The organism is Pseudoalteromonas sp. OF7H-1 (assembly GCF_022347825.1).
Lineage (GTDB): Bacteria > Pseudomonadota > Gammaproteobacteria > Enterobacterales > Alteromonadaceae > Pseudoalteromonas > Pseudoalteromonas maricaloris.
In genome coordinates, this window is record NZ_JAKRFX010000001.1 from 96,408 (window position 1) to 115,478 (window position 19,071).

14 protein-coding genes are annotated in these 19,071 nt (G+C 44.1%); 10 read left to right on the forward strand and 4 right to left on the reverse strand.

Annotation, left to right across the window (positions count from 1 at the left end; genetic code table 11):
• Positions 1 to 5: 5 nt before the first annotated feature.
• Positions 6 to 908 (forward strand): diguanylate cyclase, encoded by a 903-nt coding sequence (locus MHN30_RS00440; protein ID WP_039493801.1) that lies wholly within the window; start codon positions 6 to 8, stop codon positions 906 to 908.
• A gap of 191 nt (positions 909 to 1,099) precedes the next feature.
• The gene (locus tag MHN30_RS00445) at positions 1,100 to 1,438 is read left to right on the forward strand and encodes a hypothetical protein (RefSeq protein ID WP_138556349.1); all 339 of its coding nucleotides are present in this window, start codon (positions 1,100 to 1,102) and stop codon (positions 1,436 to 1,438) included.
• A 132-nt stretch (positions 1,439 to 1,570) separates the two neighbouring features.
• Here MHN30_RS00445 and MHN30_RS00450 read toward each other — a convergent pair whose 3' ends face one another.
• Both MHN30_RS00450 and MHN30_RS00455 read right to left on the reverse strand, forming a co-directional pair.
• Positions 1,571 to 1,951 (reverse strand): DUF3192 domain-containing protein, encoded by a 381-nt coding sequence (locus tag MHN30_RS00450; protein WP_130163527.1) that lies wholly within the window; start codon positions 1,949 to 1,951, stop codon positions 1,571 to 1,573.
• 197 nt (positions 1,952 to 2,148) lie between these two features.
• Positions 2,149 to 3,096: a D-2-hydroxyacid dehydrogenase gene (locus MHN30_RS00455; protein ID WP_130163528.1), complete on the reverse strand. Its 948-nt coding sequence runs from the start codon at positions 3,094 to 3,096 to the stop codon at positions 2,149 to 2,151.
• Between the two features lie 91 nt (positions 3,097 to 3,187).
• Between MHN30_RS00455 and zntR the strand changes: the two genes are divergently transcribed.
• From zntR to MHN30_RS00470, 3 genes are all read left to right on the forward strand, one after another.
• Complete coding sequence (gene zntR / locus MHN30_RS00460; RefSeq protein ID WP_010606066.1) at positions 3,188 to 3,595, forward strand: Zn(2+)-responsive transcriptional regulator; 408 nt, start codon at positions 3,188 to 3,190, stop codon at positions 3,593 to 3,595.
• The gene (locus MHN30_RS00465; RefSeq protein ID WP_130163529.1) at positions 3,588 to 4,862 is read left to right on the forward strand and encodes an SO_0444 family Cu/Zn efflux transporter; all 1,275 of its coding nucleotides are present in this window, start codon (positions 3,588 to 3,590) and stop codon (positions 4,860 to 4,862) included. Before zntR ends, MHN30_RS00465 begins: the two co-directional genes overlap by 8 nt.
• A 167-nt stretch (positions 4,863 to 5,029) precedes the next feature.
• Positions 5,030 to 6,124, forward strand: coding sequence for a 1-acyl-sn-glycerol-3-phosphate acyltransferase (locus MHN30_RS00470; protein ID WP_039493796.1), 1,095 nt, complete (start codon positions 5,030 to 5,032; stop codon positions 6,122 to 6,124).
• A gap of 51 nt (positions 6,125 to 6,175) precedes the next feature.
• Here the strand turns inward: MHN30_RS00470 and MHN30_RS00475 are convergent, their stop codons facing one another.
• Entirely contained in the window at positions 6,176 to 6,718 is a 543-nt protein-coding gene (locus MHN30_RS00475) for a GNAT family N-acetyltransferase (RefSeq protein ID WP_130163530.1), read from the reverse strand.
• A gap of 137 nt (positions 6,719 to 6,855) precedes the next feature.
• Here MHN30_RS00475 and MHN30_RS00480 point away from each other — a divergent pair, with 137 nt between their 5' ends.
• From MHN30_RS00480 to MHN30_RS00500, 5 genes are all read left to right on the forward strand, one after another.
• Positions 6,856 to 7,521: a DTW domain-containing protein gene (locus tag MHN30_RS00480; RefSeq protein WP_069023039.1), complete on the forward strand. Its 666-nt coding sequence runs from the start codon at positions 6,856 to 6,858 to the stop codon at positions 7,519 to 7,521.
• Between the two features lie 1,390 nt (positions 7,522 to 8,911).
• The gene (locus tag MHN30_RS00485; RefSeq protein ID WP_239357698.1) at positions 8,912 to 9,865 is read left to right on the forward strand and encodes a Fe(3+) ABC transporter substrate-binding protein; all 954 of its coding nucleotides are present in this window, start codon (positions 8,912 to 8,914) and stop codon (positions 9,863 to 9,865) included.
• Positions 9,865 to 11,496 carry an iron ABC transporter permease gene (locus MHN30_RS00490; RefSeq protein ID WP_130163532.1) on the forward strand — a complete coding sequence of 544 codons (1,632 nt, stop codon included), beginning with the start codon at positions 9,865 to 9,867 and terminating at the stop codon, positions 11,494 to 11,496. Before MHN30_RS00485 ends, MHN30_RS00490 begins: the two co-directional genes overlap by 1 nt.
• Complete coding sequence (locus MHN30_RS00495; protein WP_130163533.1) at positions 11,496 to 12,527, forward strand: ABC transporter ATP-binding protein; 1,032 nt, start codon at positions 11,496 to 11,498, stop codon at positions 12,525 to 12,527. The genes MHN30_RS00490 and MHN30_RS00495 overlap by 1 nt, the downstream gene beginning before the upstream one ends.
• Positions 12,528 to 12,557: 30 nt before the next feature.
• Positions 12,558 to 13,472, forward strand: coding sequence for a Dyp-type peroxidase (locus MHN30_RS00500; protein ID WP_130163534.1), 915 nt, complete (start codon positions 12,558 to 12,560; stop codon positions 13,470 to 13,472).
• Between the two features lie 74 nt (positions 13,473 to 13,546).
• Here the strand turns inward: MHN30_RS00500 and MHN30_RS00505 are convergent, their stop codons facing one another.
• Entirely contained in the window at positions 13,547 to 19,045 is a 5,499-nt protein-coding gene (locus MHN30_RS00505; protein ID WP_239356939.1) for a DNA repair ATPase, read from the reverse strand.
• Between the last annotated feature and the right edge of the window lie 26 nt (positions 19,046 to 19,071).

The following is a 19,071-nucleotide window of genomic DNA, read 5'->3' on the forward strand; positions in this document are numbered from 1 at the left end:
ATAAGATGCAGCAAGCTGAGCACATTTTTATTATTGATGATGACCCAATAAATAAGATGGTCCTAAGCAATACATTAGGTGACGGCCATCGGTTATCCCATAGCACTGACACTAAATTATGTATTGATGAACTAAAAGCAAGTAAACCAGACCTTATTATTTTAGATGTGTTAATGGCTGACGGCGCTGGATTTTCTGTTTTAGAGTGCCTAAAAAAGGATGCGAGCACTTACGGTATTCCCGTTGTCGTGATCTCTGGTAGTGTGAGCTTTAAAGATGAAGCGCGAGGTTTGGAGTTAGGGGCTGTGGATTATATTACTAAACCCTTTAACCCTTTGATTGTAAAAGCCAGAATCAAAAACCATTTAGCAATAAAAAAGAAAAATGACCTGCTAGAAAAGCTAGCCTCTATCGATGGTTTAACGGAGTTGCCCAATCGTAGATATCTAGATGAAGCGATGAAATCAGCATTAGAAAGCGCAAAAGCTGATGGCAGTGCGTTTACCGTTATGCTGGTTGAGGTGGACTATTTTAAAACGTTTAATGAGCATTATGGCTACATGCACGGTGATGATTGTTTATTTAAGGTCGCCAAAGCGCTAGAAGAAGGCGCTACCCGACGTTCTTTATTTATTGGCCGTTTTGATGGTACTCGTTTTGCGTTGGTACTAACTCAGCATAATATCGACGTAATTAATGAGATAGCAGAAGCGCTGCACGACTCGGTTAATGCGTTAAAAATCCCCCATATTGCTTCACCGATATGTGCGCATGTGAGCGTTAGCATTGGTGCAGTTCATATTGAAAATCACTGTAGTAGTGAGCTTAGTGAGCTGATAAAAATGGCCGATAGCGCCCTTGCCGTTGCCCAAAAGCAGCAAAGCACGGTATTTATTAAAGCGCTATAAATATCTAAAGCCATATACAGGAGCGAAAGCATATTCGCATTCAGACCATAAGTGCACTGCATAAAGCTTGGCTATGCTCATGCTTTATAGATCTTTAACCGAGTATGTTGTGCCTTTTGGTGTGGTGTTAGGTTTATTCTATGGATATACGGCGTAAAATAATTTGGGTGGACTGTATCGCGGCTATATCCGTGGGATTAATCGTATTGCTTTTCCACTCAATGATTGGTGCGATCTATCATATACCTGAACAAACCATTATCTTTATCGCATTATCAAATCTGTTGTATGGCGCGTACTCTTTTAGCCTTGCCATTCAAAAAGCGAAGAACATAAAACATTTGCAGCTTTTAGTGTTCGGCAATCTTTTTTGGGCGCTAGTCTGCGCTGGAGTGGTTGTTCAGTATTTTAACGTTGCAAGTCTAATTGGTATTGCTTTTATTGTTTGTGAAGCTATGTTTGTCATCATGCTTGCCTATTTCGAATGGAAGTATAGGTATGAGCTGGTATCAGAGGACAGTTCAGCTTAATAGGCTGGGTTATTAAAGTTTGGCTCTGTTTTGTTTTTAACTTATTAAGATGACAAGAAAATAAGGAGTTGGCCACACACAACTGTGCGTCAGTTTACTCTGATTATTCACCATCCTTGGTGCGATAAAGTCTTACTGAATTTGCTTTAATGCGTTGTCGCCAAAGCCAACCAGTTGGTTATTTTTGAATACCAATGGCGTGCACTCATCTTTTGTTACTTTGCCGTCTGAGTGTTTACTGTTGGTTGCATAGTACAGCACTTGATAGTTATCGCCGTCTTTTGACACCAACTCGCTAAAATCAGGGGTTGCAAACATGTCTTTTACTGATGAGTAAGACGCGCCCATTTCAAGGTTGGCAATCTTGTCACGATTTTTACGCTGTTTATGTTCCCAGTTAGACGAGTTGTATTCAGAAGCCCAACTGTGCTCTACTTCACCGTCGGATACAGCAACGATACAGCCTGATAATAGAGTAGAGCTAAGCGCAGCCACTAACATTAATTTTTTCATTGTTGTTTTCCTTTTTAATTTTGTTGCTGAGCAAATAATGCAAACAGCCATTTGTTTTTGCTTGAATTATCACAAGAGTTGCAAACTCTTTGCCAACTAATAAAGTTTATAAATATCAGTTTGTTGCTGGTTTTTAATCAGTTTATAGTTGATGGTTTTCACTAACATTTAGTGATATCACTCACTAAAACAATAATCTAGACCACTCGGTTTCTCGTTGTCCCAGCCACAAAACTTTCAATATTAATGGCAATTTCGCCGACTAAACGTTCGATGGCCTCTTTACTTGCCCATGCCGTATGCGGTGTTAAAAGCAAGTTTTCCCCTTGGTATTGAACGAGAGGATTGCTTGCTTGCGCCGGCTCTTGAGTGAGGACATCCACAGCAGCACCAGCTATTTGTTTGTTAGTTAGTGCATCGACCAGCGCATGCTCATTGACTATTCCGCCTCTTGCGGTGTTGATAATATAGGCATGATTTGGAAGTAGGGCGAACTCAGCACTTGAAATCAGGTTTTCTGTTTCAGCGGTAAGCGGGCAGTGAATCGATACAATATCCGCAATCTGCAGTGCTTCTTCAAAAGCCATTCGTCCTGATCTAACCTCAGTTACGCCCCTACGTTCGGCAACAATTACCTGAGCTCCAAATGCTTGTGCGACTTTTGCAACGGCTTCTCCTAACGTTCCATGGCCTACGATCACAAAGTTTTTGCCTGCAATTTCGTTGATGCTGTAATCCAAACGACAAAACATGTCACTTTGTTGCCAAAGCCCTGCATGGCAGTCTTGCTGATAACGATGAATATTTGTCATTAAGTTACCAAGCATAGTAAAGGTGTGCTGCACTACAGAAGGGGTGGAGTAACCAGCCACATTGGCTATCGCAATTTGATGGGCTTTTGCAGCTGCTAAGTCGATGTTGTTGACGCCTGTGGCCGCAACACAAATCAATTGTAATTGTGGTAACGCCGCGATTGCTTGTTCAGTTAACTGTACTTTATTGGTGATGATGACTGCTGCATCTTTACAGCGTGTGATGATGTCCTCACTGGGTGTGGTGTCGTAAGACGTTAATGTGCCTAGTTTGGCAATGGGAGAAAGATCGGTTCCTGCAAGGGTTTTAGCGTCTAATACCACGATTTGCATTATTTTTATCCTTTTCTTGACTTTGGAGTTAACTCTAAGGTTTATACTTGTGATGTCGACTAGGATAATCTTCAGGACTTGGGAGTGTAAAGTGGTAAAGATTGGTGAGCTGGCAAAGCGGCTTAACGTATCAACTGACACGTTAAGGTATTATGAAGCAAACGATCTCCTACACCCTTGCACAAGGAGCGAGGGCGGGTATCGGTTGTTTGATGAGCAAAGTGAAAAACAAATGCGCTTTATTCTTCGCGCGAAGGAAGTGGGGTTCAGCCTCAAAGAAGTGCAAGACTTGCTGAAGATAAAGTTTGAAAAGCATCAGCACAGTTGTGAAGAAGTGAAAACGCTGACTATCACTAAACGGGATTTAGTGAGAGCGCGGATCGCTGAGTTACAAAAATTTGAACAATCGTTATCGACGCTAGCAGAGCAATGCTGCGGCGGTAAGGAAGCGGCAGTGAGCTGCTCGATTTTAACGGCCTTGGAGGCTATCGATGAATGAACTGATAGTAAATTTTTGGCAGCTATTTTTAGTATCTGCACCGTGGTTACTGCTTGGTCTAATATTGGCCGGGCTACTTAATGTATTTATTCCAAAAGATTTGTTGCAAAAGCATTTAGGGAAAGAAGGTTTTTGGACGACGATAAAGGCAGCGCTGATTGGGGCGCCTATGCCGCTTTGCTCTTGCGGCGTTATTCCTGCTGCGGTGGGACTGAGAAGAGCAGGGGGCTCGAAAAGTGCGACAACCGCATTTTTAGTCTCAACGCCTGAAACTGGAGTGGATTCTATCTCGGTTTCTTATGTGCTACTTGGTCCTTTTATGGCGGTGATTAGGCCAATTGCGGCTGTGGTTAGCGCAATTGCGGCTGGGTTGCTCGTTGGTAGTGAGAAAGATGATAAGCCTGTGGCGCTAAAGCACCTAAATACCTCAGAAGAACCAAGCGCGACTAGCGGTTGTTGTGACGCTAATCATCACTCAGAGCCAAAGCCTGCTGAAAAGCATCACAGCCATGATAGCTGTTGCGCCAGTACTAAAGTGGAAACCGTAAAAGTAAGCTCAAGCTGCTGTGCGCCTGCAGGCCCGCAATTAGCAATGGCAGGGGCGAATATGTCTTGTTGTGATACTACGGAGCCTACCGTAACCAGTTGTTGCGATTCTGCATCAGCCACGACAAATTGTTGTGAGCCTGCTCCTGTACCTGAAAACCAAGGGATTTTTGGTAAAATTGTAGAAGCTGTTAAGTTCAGCTGTAATCAATTACTGTCTGACACTGCAGTTTGGCTTCTTATCGGTTTATTCTTTGCAGCGTTAGTGCAAACCTTTGTGCCTGAGTCTTTCTTATCTCAGTGGGGCGACGGTATTATCGCCATGCTAGTGGTTATCCTTATCAGTATCCCAATGTATATTTGCGCCACTGCGTCAACTCCAATCGCTGCGGGTTTATTACTGGCAGGTGTGTCACCCGGTGCGGTATTGGTATTTATGCTCGCAGGTCCTGCAACTAACATCGCCACAATTGGGGTAGTTGGTAAAGAGTTAGGGCGTCGAGCCGTGTTTGCCTACCTAGGCGGCGTCATTGGGGTTGCACTTATCTTTGGCTATTTAACTGATTACTTAGTTAATACTTACGGTTTTGTGGTAACGCCAATGATAGGTGAAGAACACGAAGTGCTACCACATTGGTTAACAGTATCAATGGGCGCATTATTAGCAGCACTGTTACTAAGATTAGCTATACTCAAATTAGGTAAAGTTGTTAGAAGATAAACTATTGTGGTACTTTTTACCGTATTACAATTGCATGACGCTTAAGCATGTATTGTTCCAACTTGGTATATTGCCTTGGTGGTCAGACATGAAATGCTTAGCGTCTGTTTATTTGACACGATAGAATGCGTTCCAGTATTCGTTAATCCGACAATTTGAGAAGTAGAGTGGATAAATACGCTGACATTAGACCGTATAATGATGATGAAGTAGTGCCAGCATTGGCACGTCTACTAGGTGATGATCAATTTATTGATGTGATCGCCAAATATAACCTGCCAGCTTGGTTGAATGCTTGGCCAGCAATTGCACGCCCACTAGTAAGAATGAAACTAAAAAAGAAGTGGGGAGATTTTTGTACGATTGAACAAGTACAAGATGAAGTGGCGTACTATCTGCAAATTTTAATCAATAAAACGACGTCTAAAGTAACTTATTCTGGCCTTGAAACATTAGACTCGAATACCTCGTATTTATTTATTTCAAACCACCGTGACATCGTATTAGACCCTGCACTTGTTAACTGGGGTTTGCATCAGCAAGATATGCGTACGGTACGTATCGCTATTGGTGATAACTTACTGCAAGTACCTTATATCACTGAGCTTATGCGTCTTAATAAGAGTTTTATTGTAAAACGTTCGGCAAAGGCGCCGAAAGAAATGCTAAAAGCATTAACCCAGCTTTCAGCCTATATTTCTGATTCATTAAGTGAAGGTAACTCCATTTGGATTGCGCAAAAAGAGGGGCGTGCAAAGGATGGGGTGGATCAAACCGATCCGGCACTGTTAAAAATGCTACAGCTCAATGGTCGCAAACAGAAGCTAGATTTTTCAGATTATGTAAAGCAGCTCAGAATAGTGCCCGTTGCCATCTCCTATCAATATGAGCCATGCGCGGTTGCTAAGGCTAAAGAGCTATACCATAAAAAGCAGTTTGGCCAATATGTGAAAGCACAAGGTGAAGACATTGCCAGCATTGTCGAGGGCTTTAGTTCAGATAAAGGCCATGTGCATATCGCATTTGGCGACCCTATCACTGCGGATGTTGAAAACCCAGATGAGCTGGCGAATGTCATTGATAAACAGATTTTAGATTTATACTATCTGCATTCAACCAATCACCTAGCAGCAGGCGATGATGCGCAAGTTAGTCCAGAAGATAAAGAGGACTTTATCTCTAAACTAGAGTCTGTACCGGAAGAGCTGAAGCAATTGGTGTTGAGCATGTATGCTGAACCACTGCGTCGCAAAGGCATTTAATAGTAGTGAGCATGCGCAACCGTGGTGTTAAGTGGTTGCGCTTTTGTTCGGTTAATTAAGAACTTTATGATAATAAACGACTTCCATATCTCCTAAAATATCTTTGTGAAGCCCTTTTTTCACATAACTCATCCCAAGTTTTTTCATAATATTGATGGAGCCAAGGTTCTCTTCTTCAGCGATAGCGCTCAAGTGCGTCAAGGTAGGATTTGCTGCTATTAGGTCTGGAATAAGATGTTGTGCGGCCTCTGTTGCAAACCCTTTGCCCCAAGAAGCTTGTTTAAAACGCCAACCGAGTTCTAAATCCTGATCGTTTCTTTGTTCTGAAAAGAAGTTAGCAGGGCGAACCAAAATCCAACCAATAAATGCCTTGTTTGGCAGCTCGAAACAGCCCCAAAGCCCCCAACCTTTGATCTCGTCCGTATACTCGGTTAAACGTGGAATATATACGGCTTTTACTTCTTCAAGTGAGTTAGTCTGACCGCCTGTGATGTATTTCATTACTTCAGGGTCGCTATCAAGATCGGCGAGCAGCTGTGCATCTTGTGGGGTGAGTAGGCGATAACTCAGCCTTGCAGAATCCTTTACTTGCATTTTTTACTCCTAATGAAACCCAATAAAACTTTAGAGTACAAAAGCTTATGTCATGAGTAAAGATGTTGCATAAGTTTGCGTAGACGCCAGCCGAGCGCTTTACTAAAATACGCCGGCATTTTTAGATGGGGAACAGAGTGAATAATTCAGTACTAGCGCTTAGACAGCGTCAAATCGCTGCGGCTCAACGCGAATATAAGGCAAGGGGATCAAAGCTTGCGCGTTGTGAATGCTGCTTATTAGCCACGACTCTATGTATTTGTGATAAAGTCGAAGTGGCCAAAGCAGACTGTGCTGTGTGTTTGCTTATGTATCATAATGAAAGCTTTAAGCCCTCTAACACCGGACGCTTGATTGCCGATGTGATCCCAGATAATCATGCCTTTCGTTGGGACAGAACTGAGCCTGACGCTGCGTTATTAGCGCTTCTTTCGGATGAGCAGTATGCACCAATAGTTGTTTTCCCAGAGCAGGGCGTGGAGCCTGAACGGGTAATTACTAAGGTGGCCCGCACTGAAAATAAAACACCACTATTTATCTTTTTGGATGGCACATGGCGTGAAGCTAAGAAAATGTTCAGAAAGAGCCCCTACCTAGATAATTTACCTGTATTATCCATCGCCCCTGAAAAGCTCTCGGATTACAAGCTACGAGTCGCGCCGCATGAACATCAGCTTGGTACGGCAGAAGTTGCGTGTGTATTGTTTGCCGAATGCGGCGAGCAGGATGCGGCAGATAAATTAACCGCGCATTTTATCGATTTCAGAGATGCCTACTTAAAAGGTAAGCGCAGCAAACTGTAGGCTTAGCCTTAACTGTAGGTCGAGGTGTACCTCGACAAAAACAGTATTGTTCACGCGGTACAGCGAGCAAGATGTTGGTAGGTCGAAATTTATCTCGACAAAAAGCTGAATTGTTTACGCTGTACGGCCAACAAGATGATGGTAGGTTGAAATTTATTTCGACAAAAAACTGAGTTGTTTACGAAATACGGCAAGCAAGATGCCGGTAGGTCGAAATTTATTTCGACAAAAAGCTGAATTGTTTACGAAATACGGCAAGCAAGATGCTGGTAGGTCGAGATTTATCTCGACAAAAAACCATTGTTTACGCAGCACAGCAAGCAAGATGTTGGTAGGTCGAGATTTATCTCGACAATACAAACATCTCGACAACACAAACGCAATCTCACGCGATAGATAGGAACAAAATAAGAAGCGCGCGACCCATTGCTGAGTCGCGCTTACGGAATCTTCTAAATGCATCCTGCAAAGTTGAGTAGTTCAACGTCCTGAATCTTTCCTCTTCCATGGCATCGCTTGGTGTTCTCGTTTTGCGAATAAAGGCATCTAGCCCTGTGTCCATTTTCCTTTTACACGTCCGCTGTCTTATCCATTGCCATCCACTTGCTAAGAACAAGCCCTTGTTCTAATTGTCCCTATTTGCTACTTTCCAAAATAGCAGTGCCAATCATCACCTTGTTTTACCTTGGCACTTGGTAGCCTGAACGTGTTGCTTCAAGCTAGGTGTTGCGCTGTTAATTGCAACAATTGGCATCTCCTAAGCCACATTTTACCAGTACATCCGATGTACCTTCCTTCCTCATCCTTAACCACCTGCATATCCAATGCAGTAACGTTATCCCTCAACGTTTAGCCTCTCCCCTGAAGCAATCCTTAGATTCATCATGAATCTTAAATCCCTGTCCTTTAATGTAATCACACCATGTGACATACAATCTCGCTCGCTTTTCCCTATTTCCTTTAAGTGGGTGCTTATCCATTAGCAAGTCCTGCCCTGAGCGTATCCTGTGTATCCTTTATCTCTCTTCCTGAGATGTTGTTAAGTATAAGCAGACTAAAAAAAATCGGGAGCAGTGAAATTCAATCTTTTTTTCGTCTTTTTCTAGTAATAATAAATAACTTTATATTTTTTAATTGGTTACTTTAATTCCGAGTGTTATTTCAACACGTCTTTACTCAATTTCTGGTAGCTAAGTGAGATATATCTCACAGGTAATTCTCCCGTTTTCTACAACGCTAATTTTATCTTGAGCGTAGTTTCAAATATTCAGGGTGTAAAACGGCACAATTACAGGTAGAATTAGTTGATAATAATTATTGTTTACCTAATGGAGTCTTTATGAAAAAAGCACTTGTTACTATACTGGCAACGCTTACTTGCCTACCAGCAATGGCTGCAGAGGAAGTTAATATCTACTCGTTTAGACAACCTTTTCTGATCCAACCTATTTTGGATGACTTCACCAAGCAAACCGGTATCAAGACCAATGTGGTTTTTGCAAAAAAAGGCTTAATCGAGCGTGTTAAGCGTGAAGGCAAGCATAGCCGTGCTGATCTTGTACTCACTTCAAACTTCAGTGCGCTAATTCAACTTGAAGACGAAAACCTAACACAAGCAATTAACAGCGAAACCGTCACTAATAATATCCCAGCGAACTTCAGAGATCCTGAAGGTCAGTGGGTTGCGCTTACTAAGCGTGTGCGCAATGTATATTCCGCAAAAGACCGTGTCGGCAAGTTAGATGCGCTTACGTATGAAGCACTAGCGGATGAACAATACCGAGGTAAAATATGTACGCGCTCAGGTAAACATCCCTATAACCTTGGTTTAGTGGCGTCTATGATTGCCCATCATGGTGAAGCAAAAACCAAAGAATGGCTTGAAGGCGTGAAGAAAAACTTAGCTCGTAAGCCTCAAGGTAACGACCGTGCACAAGTCAAAGCAGTAAAGGAAGGACTGTGTGATTTGGCCATCGGAAACAGCTATTACTTCGGTAAGATGATGGAAGATGAGAAACAAAAAGCTTGGGCTGAAGCGGTGTATATTAACTTCCCAAATCAACAAGATCGTGGTTCACACATTAACGTTTCTGGTGTTGTCTTGACCAAGCACGCTAAAAATACTGAAAATGCCTTGAAACTCATTGAGTTTATGACCGACAATAAGGCGCAAAATATGTATGCGTCGATGAATATGGAATACCCGGTTAAACCTGGCGTCGAGTTATCGAAACTTGTGGCATCTTGGGGTGAGTTTAAGGAAGACAGCCTACCATTGTCAGAGATCAGTAAATACCGTCCGTTAGCGCTTAAGCTAATCGATGAGGTAAAATTTGACCTTTAATGCAATTATCATTTTCACTGTCTAAATGGCAGAGTTTCGCGTGGCTGATAGGGCTTAGCCTATCAGTCCCGCTGATATTTTTAATCTTTGAGTCGCTACAACCTGACTCCGAAGTCTTTGCTCATCTTTGGGATACCGTTTTGTGGGATTATGTCCGCAATACGATTTTGCTGATTGTGGGTGTATCTATCCTTTGCGCTTTGATCGCGCTACCACTTGGCTGGCTAACCGCGTATTGTGAATTTCCTGGACGGCGCTTTTTCGAGTGGTCGTTGATGCTACCCCTAGCGATGCCAACCTATTTGATTGCTTACGTGTATACCGATTTGTTGGATTATGCCGGGCCTGTACAAATAGCGCTGCGAGAGTGGTTTGGTTGGCAATCTCCAGATGATTATTGGTTCTTTGATATTCGCACTTTGTCAGGTGCTATCGTGATGATTGCACTGGTGCTTTATCCTTATTTGTTTTTGATTTTTAGAACGGCGCTAAGAGAGCAGTCGTTTAAGCTGGTGCAAGCCAGCCAATTAATGGGCAAGTCGCCTTCACAGAGCTTCTTTAAGGTAAGTTTACCTTTGTCGCGAGGGGCGATTGTGGCTGGGCTGGCACTGATCGCCATGGAAAGCATGGCAGATTTTGCAACCGTACATTATTTTGCCGTGAGTACACTAACCACCGCCGTTTACGATACTTGGTTGGGTTATTATTCACTGACTGCTGCGGCTAAAATTTCAGGCATTATGCTTCTGTTTTTATTTTTAGCCCTAACACTGGAGCGAGTGAGCCGCCCAACTCAGGTAGTGCATGAGCGCCAATCGAGTGTTAACAGTACCACGCTTTATCATCTAAAAGGCGCGCAGGCTTGGCTCGCTAGCGCTTTTTGTTGGCTTATTCTTATTGCGGCTTTTATCGTGCCTACATGGGTGCTTGCAGATTACGCCATCGACTATTTTGAACAAGCTTGGAATGACGACTTTTTCTTGTATGCGTGGCAAAGTTTAAAAATAGCGTTTTGGGTGAGCGTGGTATTAATTATCATGAGCATGCTGGTGGTGTTTAACCAGCGAGTTAGCAGTGGTAAACGCGTCACGCTTCCGGGCAAGCTTGCAAGTACCGGATATGCGCTACCGGGCACCGTACTGGCAATTGCAGTACTTATTCCACTCACTTTATTAGACGACAAGCTAAATACTTGGCTTGAAGGTACTTCATTTGAGCCAGGCTTGCTGTTCAGTGGGACGATTTTTGCATTGGTTTTTGCTTACGTAGTACGATTTTATGCAATTGCGCAAGGCGCGGTCGAATCGAGTTATCAGCGGATCAGCCCAAGTCTAGATATGGCGAGTTTTTCGTTGGGTCGCAATCGTTTCAAAACCATGTTATCAATACATTTGCCATTGCTGCGTCGCGGCATTTTAACCGCAGCGCTGCTGGTTTTTATTGAGTGTATGAAAGAACTTCCAGCGGCATTGTTATTACGACCCTTTAATTATGAAACACTGGCAACACACGTTTTCCAATATGTGAGCGATGAGCAGCTGGAGCTGGCTTCTGTCTCTGCGTTATTTATTGTGTTGGTTGGTTTAATTCCGCTTTATGTTGTAAACCGTTCTATGGAGCAGCGAAGTTAATGCATAGTTTAGTGCTTGAAAATCTCTCTTATCGCTATGACGGTGAAGCCGTTGTGGATAGCCTAAATCTGACCGTAGAACAAAACGAGATTGTTTGTTTGCTTGGTGCCAGTGGCTGCGGTAAAACTACCACGCTGAAGGCGATAGCGGGCTTGATTGAACCATTTCAAGGCGCGGTGAGTATTTTAGGCAAAGCCATGAATGGTAATGGCACTTTCGTACCTCCACAAAAACGCAATATTGGCATGATGTTTCAAGACTATGCGCTATTCCCACACCTCACTGTGGCGAAAAATGTCGCGTTTGGTTTAACCTCGAAAAGCAAGCGTGAACGTCAAGACCGAGTGGCTGAAATGCTCCATTTGGTGCAGCTGCAAGACTATAGCGACCGCTTTCCACACGAGCTTTCAGGTGGCCAGCAACAACGTGTCGCAATTGCGCGAGCACTGGCGTACAAGCCAAATCTGTTGCTGCTTGATGAGCCGTTTTCAAATATAGATGCCCAAGTGCGGTTTCAGTTAATTAACGATATTCGCCGTATAATCAAAGACCAGCAAGTTTCCGCGATTTTTGTTAGTCACTCGAAAGAAGAAGCTTTTGCTTTTGCCGATCGGTTGGCAATTATGGATAAAGGGAAGATCGCACAAGTGGGCGAGCCGAGAACGCTATTCCAACGACCAAAGAGCAAAATGGTTGCCGAGTTTTTGGGTCAGGGAATTTATATTCCTGCACAGCGAGTGAATGGCGCTTCGGTAGAAACCCAATTTGGTGCCGTAAAATCACTCGTTGAGCTCGGTAATATCGACGCGAAGGGCGAAATGTATGTGAGACCGCAGCACATCACGTTAGAAAACGCCGAGCTTGGCTGCGTTAAAATACTCAATCAGCGCTTTATGGGAACAGAGTACATTTACCGTGTTGCATTAGAGGGACAAGAGCTCGAAATACCGCATCCAGCGCATGAACCGCTCGACTTAAATCAACCAATCTCTTTAAAAATTAAAGCACATGCTGTAAATTTCTTTTCTTAATAGCAAATGAATAAACGCAGGGAGTAGAGCATGGCGCTTGCCCAATCAGGTGTGTGTGCTGAAGCCAATTTGCACGGCTTACACTTGTTCTTCAATGTGCTTGAAGGGCAAGACGAGGCGCTAAGAGCGACGCTCGCCAATTGTGGACGCTTGCAAGAGGAGTTAGAAGATAGATTCTCTGAATCTATGCTGTCGAGCTTTGTCGCGGTAGGTGCGCAATACTGGCCGCACATTTATCCTGAGTTTATTCCTCAAGAGCTGAAAAGCTTTCCACATATTGTTGAGGCTGAGCACACAGTGCATACTCAGCCTTTTGACTTGCTTTACGTGATCCGCTCCGACCGAGAAGACGTTAATCATATCTTTGCTCAAAGTGTGCTACATATGCTAAATGGCCTAGTCGAAATGGTGGCACATGTACGCGCATTTCGTTTCTTAGATGGTCGTGATTTTAATGGCTTTATTTATGGCGCAGACACCCCTAGAGGGCGCAACAAACGGGAAGTTGCACTTGTGCACAACCCGAATGCAGCCGACCACCTTGGTAGTTATATTCACGTACAGCGGGTGAAGTTTGATTTACTGCGCTGGCAGGCGTTGCCGCTCTCTGAGCAAGAGCAATTGATGGGGCGTACACGTCTAGACAATGACCTAATTGAAGATTGCGACCCCTGTAATCATGCGGCATTAACCGAATTGAAAGACCTAAATGGTAATGCGCTACTGCTTAACCAAAGCATGCCATTTGGTGATGTATTTGAACAAGGAAGCTTGTCGCTAAGTTGCAGTGCCAAGGGCGATGCTTTTGAGCAGGTACTTAGAAGCCGATTGGGTGAAGGGGATGAATACGACCCCATATTGGATTATTCCAGTGCCGATATGGGTTCCGCGTTTTTTGCACCCTCACTAGAGTTTTTGGCGGTGATGGCAAAAATGCCAGAGTAAGTTATCTGCCACTTTACATCTCCAAAGCCCATCCATGCATGGGCTTTGACTTGTTTCGCAAGCGTTTGTTGCCGTTACAACATATACGGATTTTTCGCAGGTGATCCGTTACTAACTACAGGTCTTGATTGAATATCCTCTAGCTTGTGTAAAATGTCTTTTAGCTGTTGCTGCTGGACTTGTTCAGCACTTGAGTTTGCCAAGGTATTTGTCAGCAAAGTGGTGACGGCTTCAAGCGCTTTTGCACTGCTATCATCAATGTGATTGTCGACTTGAATATGCGGTTGTGCCACCGCTTCTAAGCGCTCAGACAGGTTTTCAAATAGCGTATTTTGCTGCTGACCTTGTTGACCTAATGCTTGTTGTATTTGCGCTTGGGTGCTGAGCAAGTCATTGAGTTTGCCAAGGTTAGTGAGTAGCTGCTCATTGTTCGCTGTGTGTTTGATAGTGTTTTGCAGCCCCGCAATTTCCTCTGCGACTTGTTGCTGTGAAGCTATCAATTGCTTTAGCGGTGTAGCGTAAGGTTGCTGCGTTAAGGCCTCACGTAGCTCAGTTAACTGCGTGGCAAACTCTTGCTCGTTAAGCACTTGAGCCAATTGTTGCAACAGCGCACTGTAGTCAAAGCTAAGCTGCTCTTTATCGAGTTTAGCGGCGATTTGCGAAAGGGATTTATTGACAAAGCTTAGTTGTTCAACTGCCAGCTGCGCTGGGCTTCCCTCATCGCTATTGCGGTGCAGGCGGGCATATTCGGCCTTGATGTCATGCCAGCGCGTTGCTTCTTCAGCCGTTAAGGTACCGCGTAATTCAGCCAGTTTCAGTAAGTTTTCTTCGCTGCCTTTGCTAAGTGTTTGTGCTTCTCCGCGATAGTGATCTTGAATTAGATTTTCAAGTTCACTGTCATTCATGGCAGCAACCACCTTTTCAGCCATCTTATTCATGTTACGGTAACTGCCTTGTAGCTTAAACGGCGGCTCGGTTCGATAGTTATCATCTTGCGCTGCTGAGGCAATGTATTGGGCATTTACTTTGAGCACGGTGTTGCGAATGGTGAGCAGCTTTTTCAGTACGCTGACAATTTCATTCACTTGCGCTTGAGAGTAATTAAATTCCAATTCATTGATGGAGATGCTTTCTCCGTCGGCAATGCGCACTAGCCTGTATAAGTCTTCCATACCACGATTGGCAAGGGGCCCAAGCACTGCATTGGAAGTGAGCGTATTTTCAATAAAGCTCATGGCAAATTCTTGTTCGCAGCCACTGAGAGTGTCACCGAGGTTGTAAATATCCGCACGGTTGGCAAGCATATCTGGGATCTTAAAGGATTCACCGGACTCGGTGTAGGGGTTTCCTGCCATCACAACGGCAAATTTTTTGCCTCTCAGATCATAGGTTTTGCTGCGGCCATTCCACACCCCGTCTATGCGTCTTGAACCGTCACATAAAGAGATGAACTTTTGTAAAAATTCGGGGTTGGTGTGCTGAATATCGTCAAGGTACAGCATCACATTATTGCCCATCTCAAAGCTTTGGTTGATCTTCTCAATTTCTTTTGCGGCGGTCGCGTTGATGGCTTGAGCTGGATCCAAAGAAACTTGGTCGTGACCAATGGATGGACAGTTGACCTTAACAAAGGTGAGTCCTAAGCGGTTGGCCACATACTCTATTAGCGTGGTTTTACCATAGCCCGGTGGAGAGATAAGCAGCAACATGCCCATTAAGTCGGTGCGTTTATTGTTTCCTGCTGCCCCTATTTGTTTTGCTAAGTTATCGCCAATAATAGGGAAGTAGACTTTGTCAATCAGCTGGTTACGTACAAATGAGCTTAGTGGTCTGGGTTTAAACTCATCTAATTGCAAGCGCTGCTTTTGTGCCTCAAGCACTTGTGCTTTTAATTGTTGGTACTGTTTGTAGGCCGGAACATGAATCGTGAGATACTCGTTACTACGGGCAAAAAAGTCTGCGTAATCTAGGTGTAGTACTTGGTTCTCGATACGTGGGTGTTGGCCCATTAAACCTGAAATTTCCGTTTTTATTTCGGCTTCTTTGACTTGGTAGGTGATATCTAACTGGGTGGAAAGCAAAATGCAGTTAGCGGCCTCAAGCAAGGTCTCAGCATTTTCATTTTGTTTGCTGCCATAGGCGCGCAGCCAGCTGCTTAACAGGCGGCATTTGTCCGCAAGTTTAGTCAAATGTGTTAATGAGTCTTCAAGCTGTTGCCAAACGCCTTTGGCCTTTGCCATCGAGATAAACTGCTCGCTGGTGTGTTTTGCAGGTGAAGCTAAGTCAAATTGTCTCGGCTTAACTTGCTTGGCAAGGGCTTTAATTAAGTAAGTTGCGCTTAACTCGCCTGAAAAGCGGTTGAGTTCTGTTAAATAGCTCGATAAATTTTGTTGGCAAAATGCCGTGATTTTTTCACTTAATTCTTTGCTTAGCTGTTGGCTAAAGCTATGGTCATCTAACTTCGTTGCCATCAGCTCTGCTTGTGTGGCCTGAAACGCCAATTCAGCTAGCTCAGCCTTACTTTGTTGAGTATAAAATAGCTGTGCCGCAATTCGACAGCTGGCAGGGTAGACGAGTAACTCAAGCTGTCGTTTTTGTTTTAGCAAATTAGCTAAGATCAGGCTGGCATCTTGATCATGAATGCCTTTTTCATAGCCTTCTTGATATCTGGGTTCTGCAAATTTTTGTACGATAGACAGTAAACTTCCCTCATCAACGGCAAGTTCTAAATCCGCTTGACTAAAGTCGTTGCCATCTTGCTCCGCAGCTGCTAATACTTGAGCCGCAAGGTACTCACCTCGATACAAGTGACGATTTTCTGAGATCAGGTTTTGCTGCCAGTACGTGCTTGCGTCATTGAGTTGTTGATTGACCTTGGCGTCAGGGATGGTATCAAAATACTCAGTGCCAGTGAGGTGTAACATCAGTTGTTCACCACGAGGCAGCAAAGTCAAATCAAGGATTTGTTTATTGAAACTAAACGCATGTTTGCCGACTTTAACGGTATTGCCACCATCAATGTAAATATCTTGCTTGTCTCGCAAAGCGCGGATTGCTTGATCTTTGCAGGCCTTGAGTTTGGCTTGAATATCATCCGCCTTCACTTCATCGCTTAGGCTTTTTAGCTCTTGCGTTAAATCGCGAAGCTTGCCAATCATAGGGTCGGAGGCAAAATAGCTATTGATGTCGTCTAAGGTTTTAAAACTTTGCGACCGTCGATTCACCCCCTGTAAAATACGCTCGGCAGCGTTTGCTAGGCTCAGCGCGCGGCGCTGTCTTTCGTCAATGAGCTGCTGTTTGTGCGCTTCAAAGCTTTCATAAACGTCATCACGTTTAGCCAAGATCTCCGTTAAAAACTCATCATACTGACTAAATTGAGACTCGAGCTCTTCTAATTGAATAAGTAAGCGAGAGAGCTGGTCGTCACATTGCTCTGGGGTTTTGGCCGCGCTTAGACCGCTGGTAATACTTTGGCTGAAAAGCTTAAAGCGAGCCGCGAATTCGGCTTTTGCTTCAACACTGCCCACGCTCTTTTTCTGGATTTCTAACGCTGCTTTGGCGCGGTTTAGTTGACCGTAAATGGCGCTGACATCTTCCAAAATTTTAGTGCGTACGCGGCTATCGTCAATGTCGAGATCCAGCATGGTATGGTTGAGCAGATCAAGTTCAGCGCTCAAGGTTTCCAAGGTCGCCAAAAAGCCGTTAAGCTCGGTGACACTCTCTGTTTGTGCTCTGGCTTGCTCTAAGGAGTCTAGCTGCTCGTAGTATGGCGCCAAAGCACTATCTTGCTGCAAAAACTCCGCGGTTTTATGGCTTAAGCTCAGGGTTTGCTCATCAATCTGCTGCTGCATGACAGATAGCGCGTCAAGATTGATATACTTCACTTCTTCAAGGCTTATCACTTTGCCTTTTAAGCGTTTGAGAGATTCTAAGCTCTGGACAAACTGCTCCGCTGTTTTAAAGCTATCTGGTCTCACCTCGCGAAGCACATCTTGCATGGCTTGCTCTATTTCGGCTTCTGCGCGCCGAGCGTCGGCCTCAATTTGGCTTACCTTTTCAAATTCGTCTAGTACCTGCTCCGAGGTTTCAAAAATTTCATGTAGTTTTGCTGTGACATCTGCAAAGTCCGCTTCGGCAAGCCAATGATAGCGGTCTAGGATACTGCGGGTGAGGGCAATTAAATCTTCATAATGAAAGACTGTGGGGCTTTGTTCGTTAATGGCTTTGAACACACTGTATAAATCAGAAATAGCGCGTACTAAATCCGGGTTGCCAATTCGGCCAAATAAGCCGGTTGCGCGAGGGGCTTGTGCGGCAAACTCGCTGCCACAAAATGGGCTTTGCCAGATCTGAATAGGGTGCACGCGCTCAGGCTCAGGCTCTGCTTTAAAGGTTAGCGTTAAGCCATCGTCATAGATTCCATAGCCATGACAATAAATGGGATTTTGCAGGTTTTTCTCAATAATATTGTAAGAGAAAAGTGCGTAACGACCCTCGTTTGGTTCGTAGAAGATATACAGTACATCTTCACCATTGGGTGATTTTATCTGGCGATGGAATATTAAATCGTCCAGTTGGTCGTCAAAATAGCGTGTTTGCCCTGATTGTAAATAATAGCCACCAGGAAAAATAATCCCTTGGTTCTCAGGTAATTGAACACAGGCACCACCCAAAGCATCTTGGCGCAATACCTGCTGGGTGCGGCAATTATAAATAAAATAACGCCACTGTTTTTCACGGTAGGGAAGTAACTTTACCAACACCATTTCGCCAACTTCGGCAAAACGTAAATCGCAATCTGCGAGTGATTGACTGGCGTCATCAACGGCTTCTTGATAAATACCTTCACCGCTTTGGGTATTGTTTTCTATTTTTACGGTGAGTTTGCCACCCGACACTTCAATAAACACTTTGTCGTTTACATTAATATGTGGGTGACGGCCTTCGACGTGATCGGCGCGATCGGTTTTTTGCCACTCAAAGTCAAAGTTTTCCACCTCACCTAGGTCACGCTCTCCTCGGTTATCAATGTAATCTAAGGTTTCGTCTTTGGCGACTTGCCAGCGGAATACACGAACATCGGAGAGCTTTTCGCCAATCTGAAATAGTGCAAAAAGCTTGTTTGATTTAACAAATAGGTGTTGTAGACGGGTGTCTTTGTAATACGTGTATAGTTCGTCAAAGTCCCGTAAGAAACGTTGGTCAGTGAGAAATTTGGTTTCTTGCGGGTAAGGTTCTATTTCGTAATGGTCTTCTTGCAAGTGTAGCTTTTGTACGGTGAATACATCACTGACTTGGGTATTTTGTTTAAGCCCCATAAAGACATTATAAGCAAAGATAAGCTTGTCGCCGATCAGCACGATGTCGCGCGGTACGCAGTTATGCTCAGTACGAACTCTTGCTCGACCTTTCACTTTAAGCTCAGTGCTGCCAAAAGTGTCAACACGCTGTTGGTTGAGTTTATCTATCTGACTTTTCAGTTCACTGCCAAAGTTACTAAGCCGGCGTTTAATCAGTTGATAAGAGTCTTGTTCGAGCGTTCGCTCTGGCGCTTGTTGTGTTGCTTCCGTCATTCTATGCTTTCCTATGTGCGCTGTCG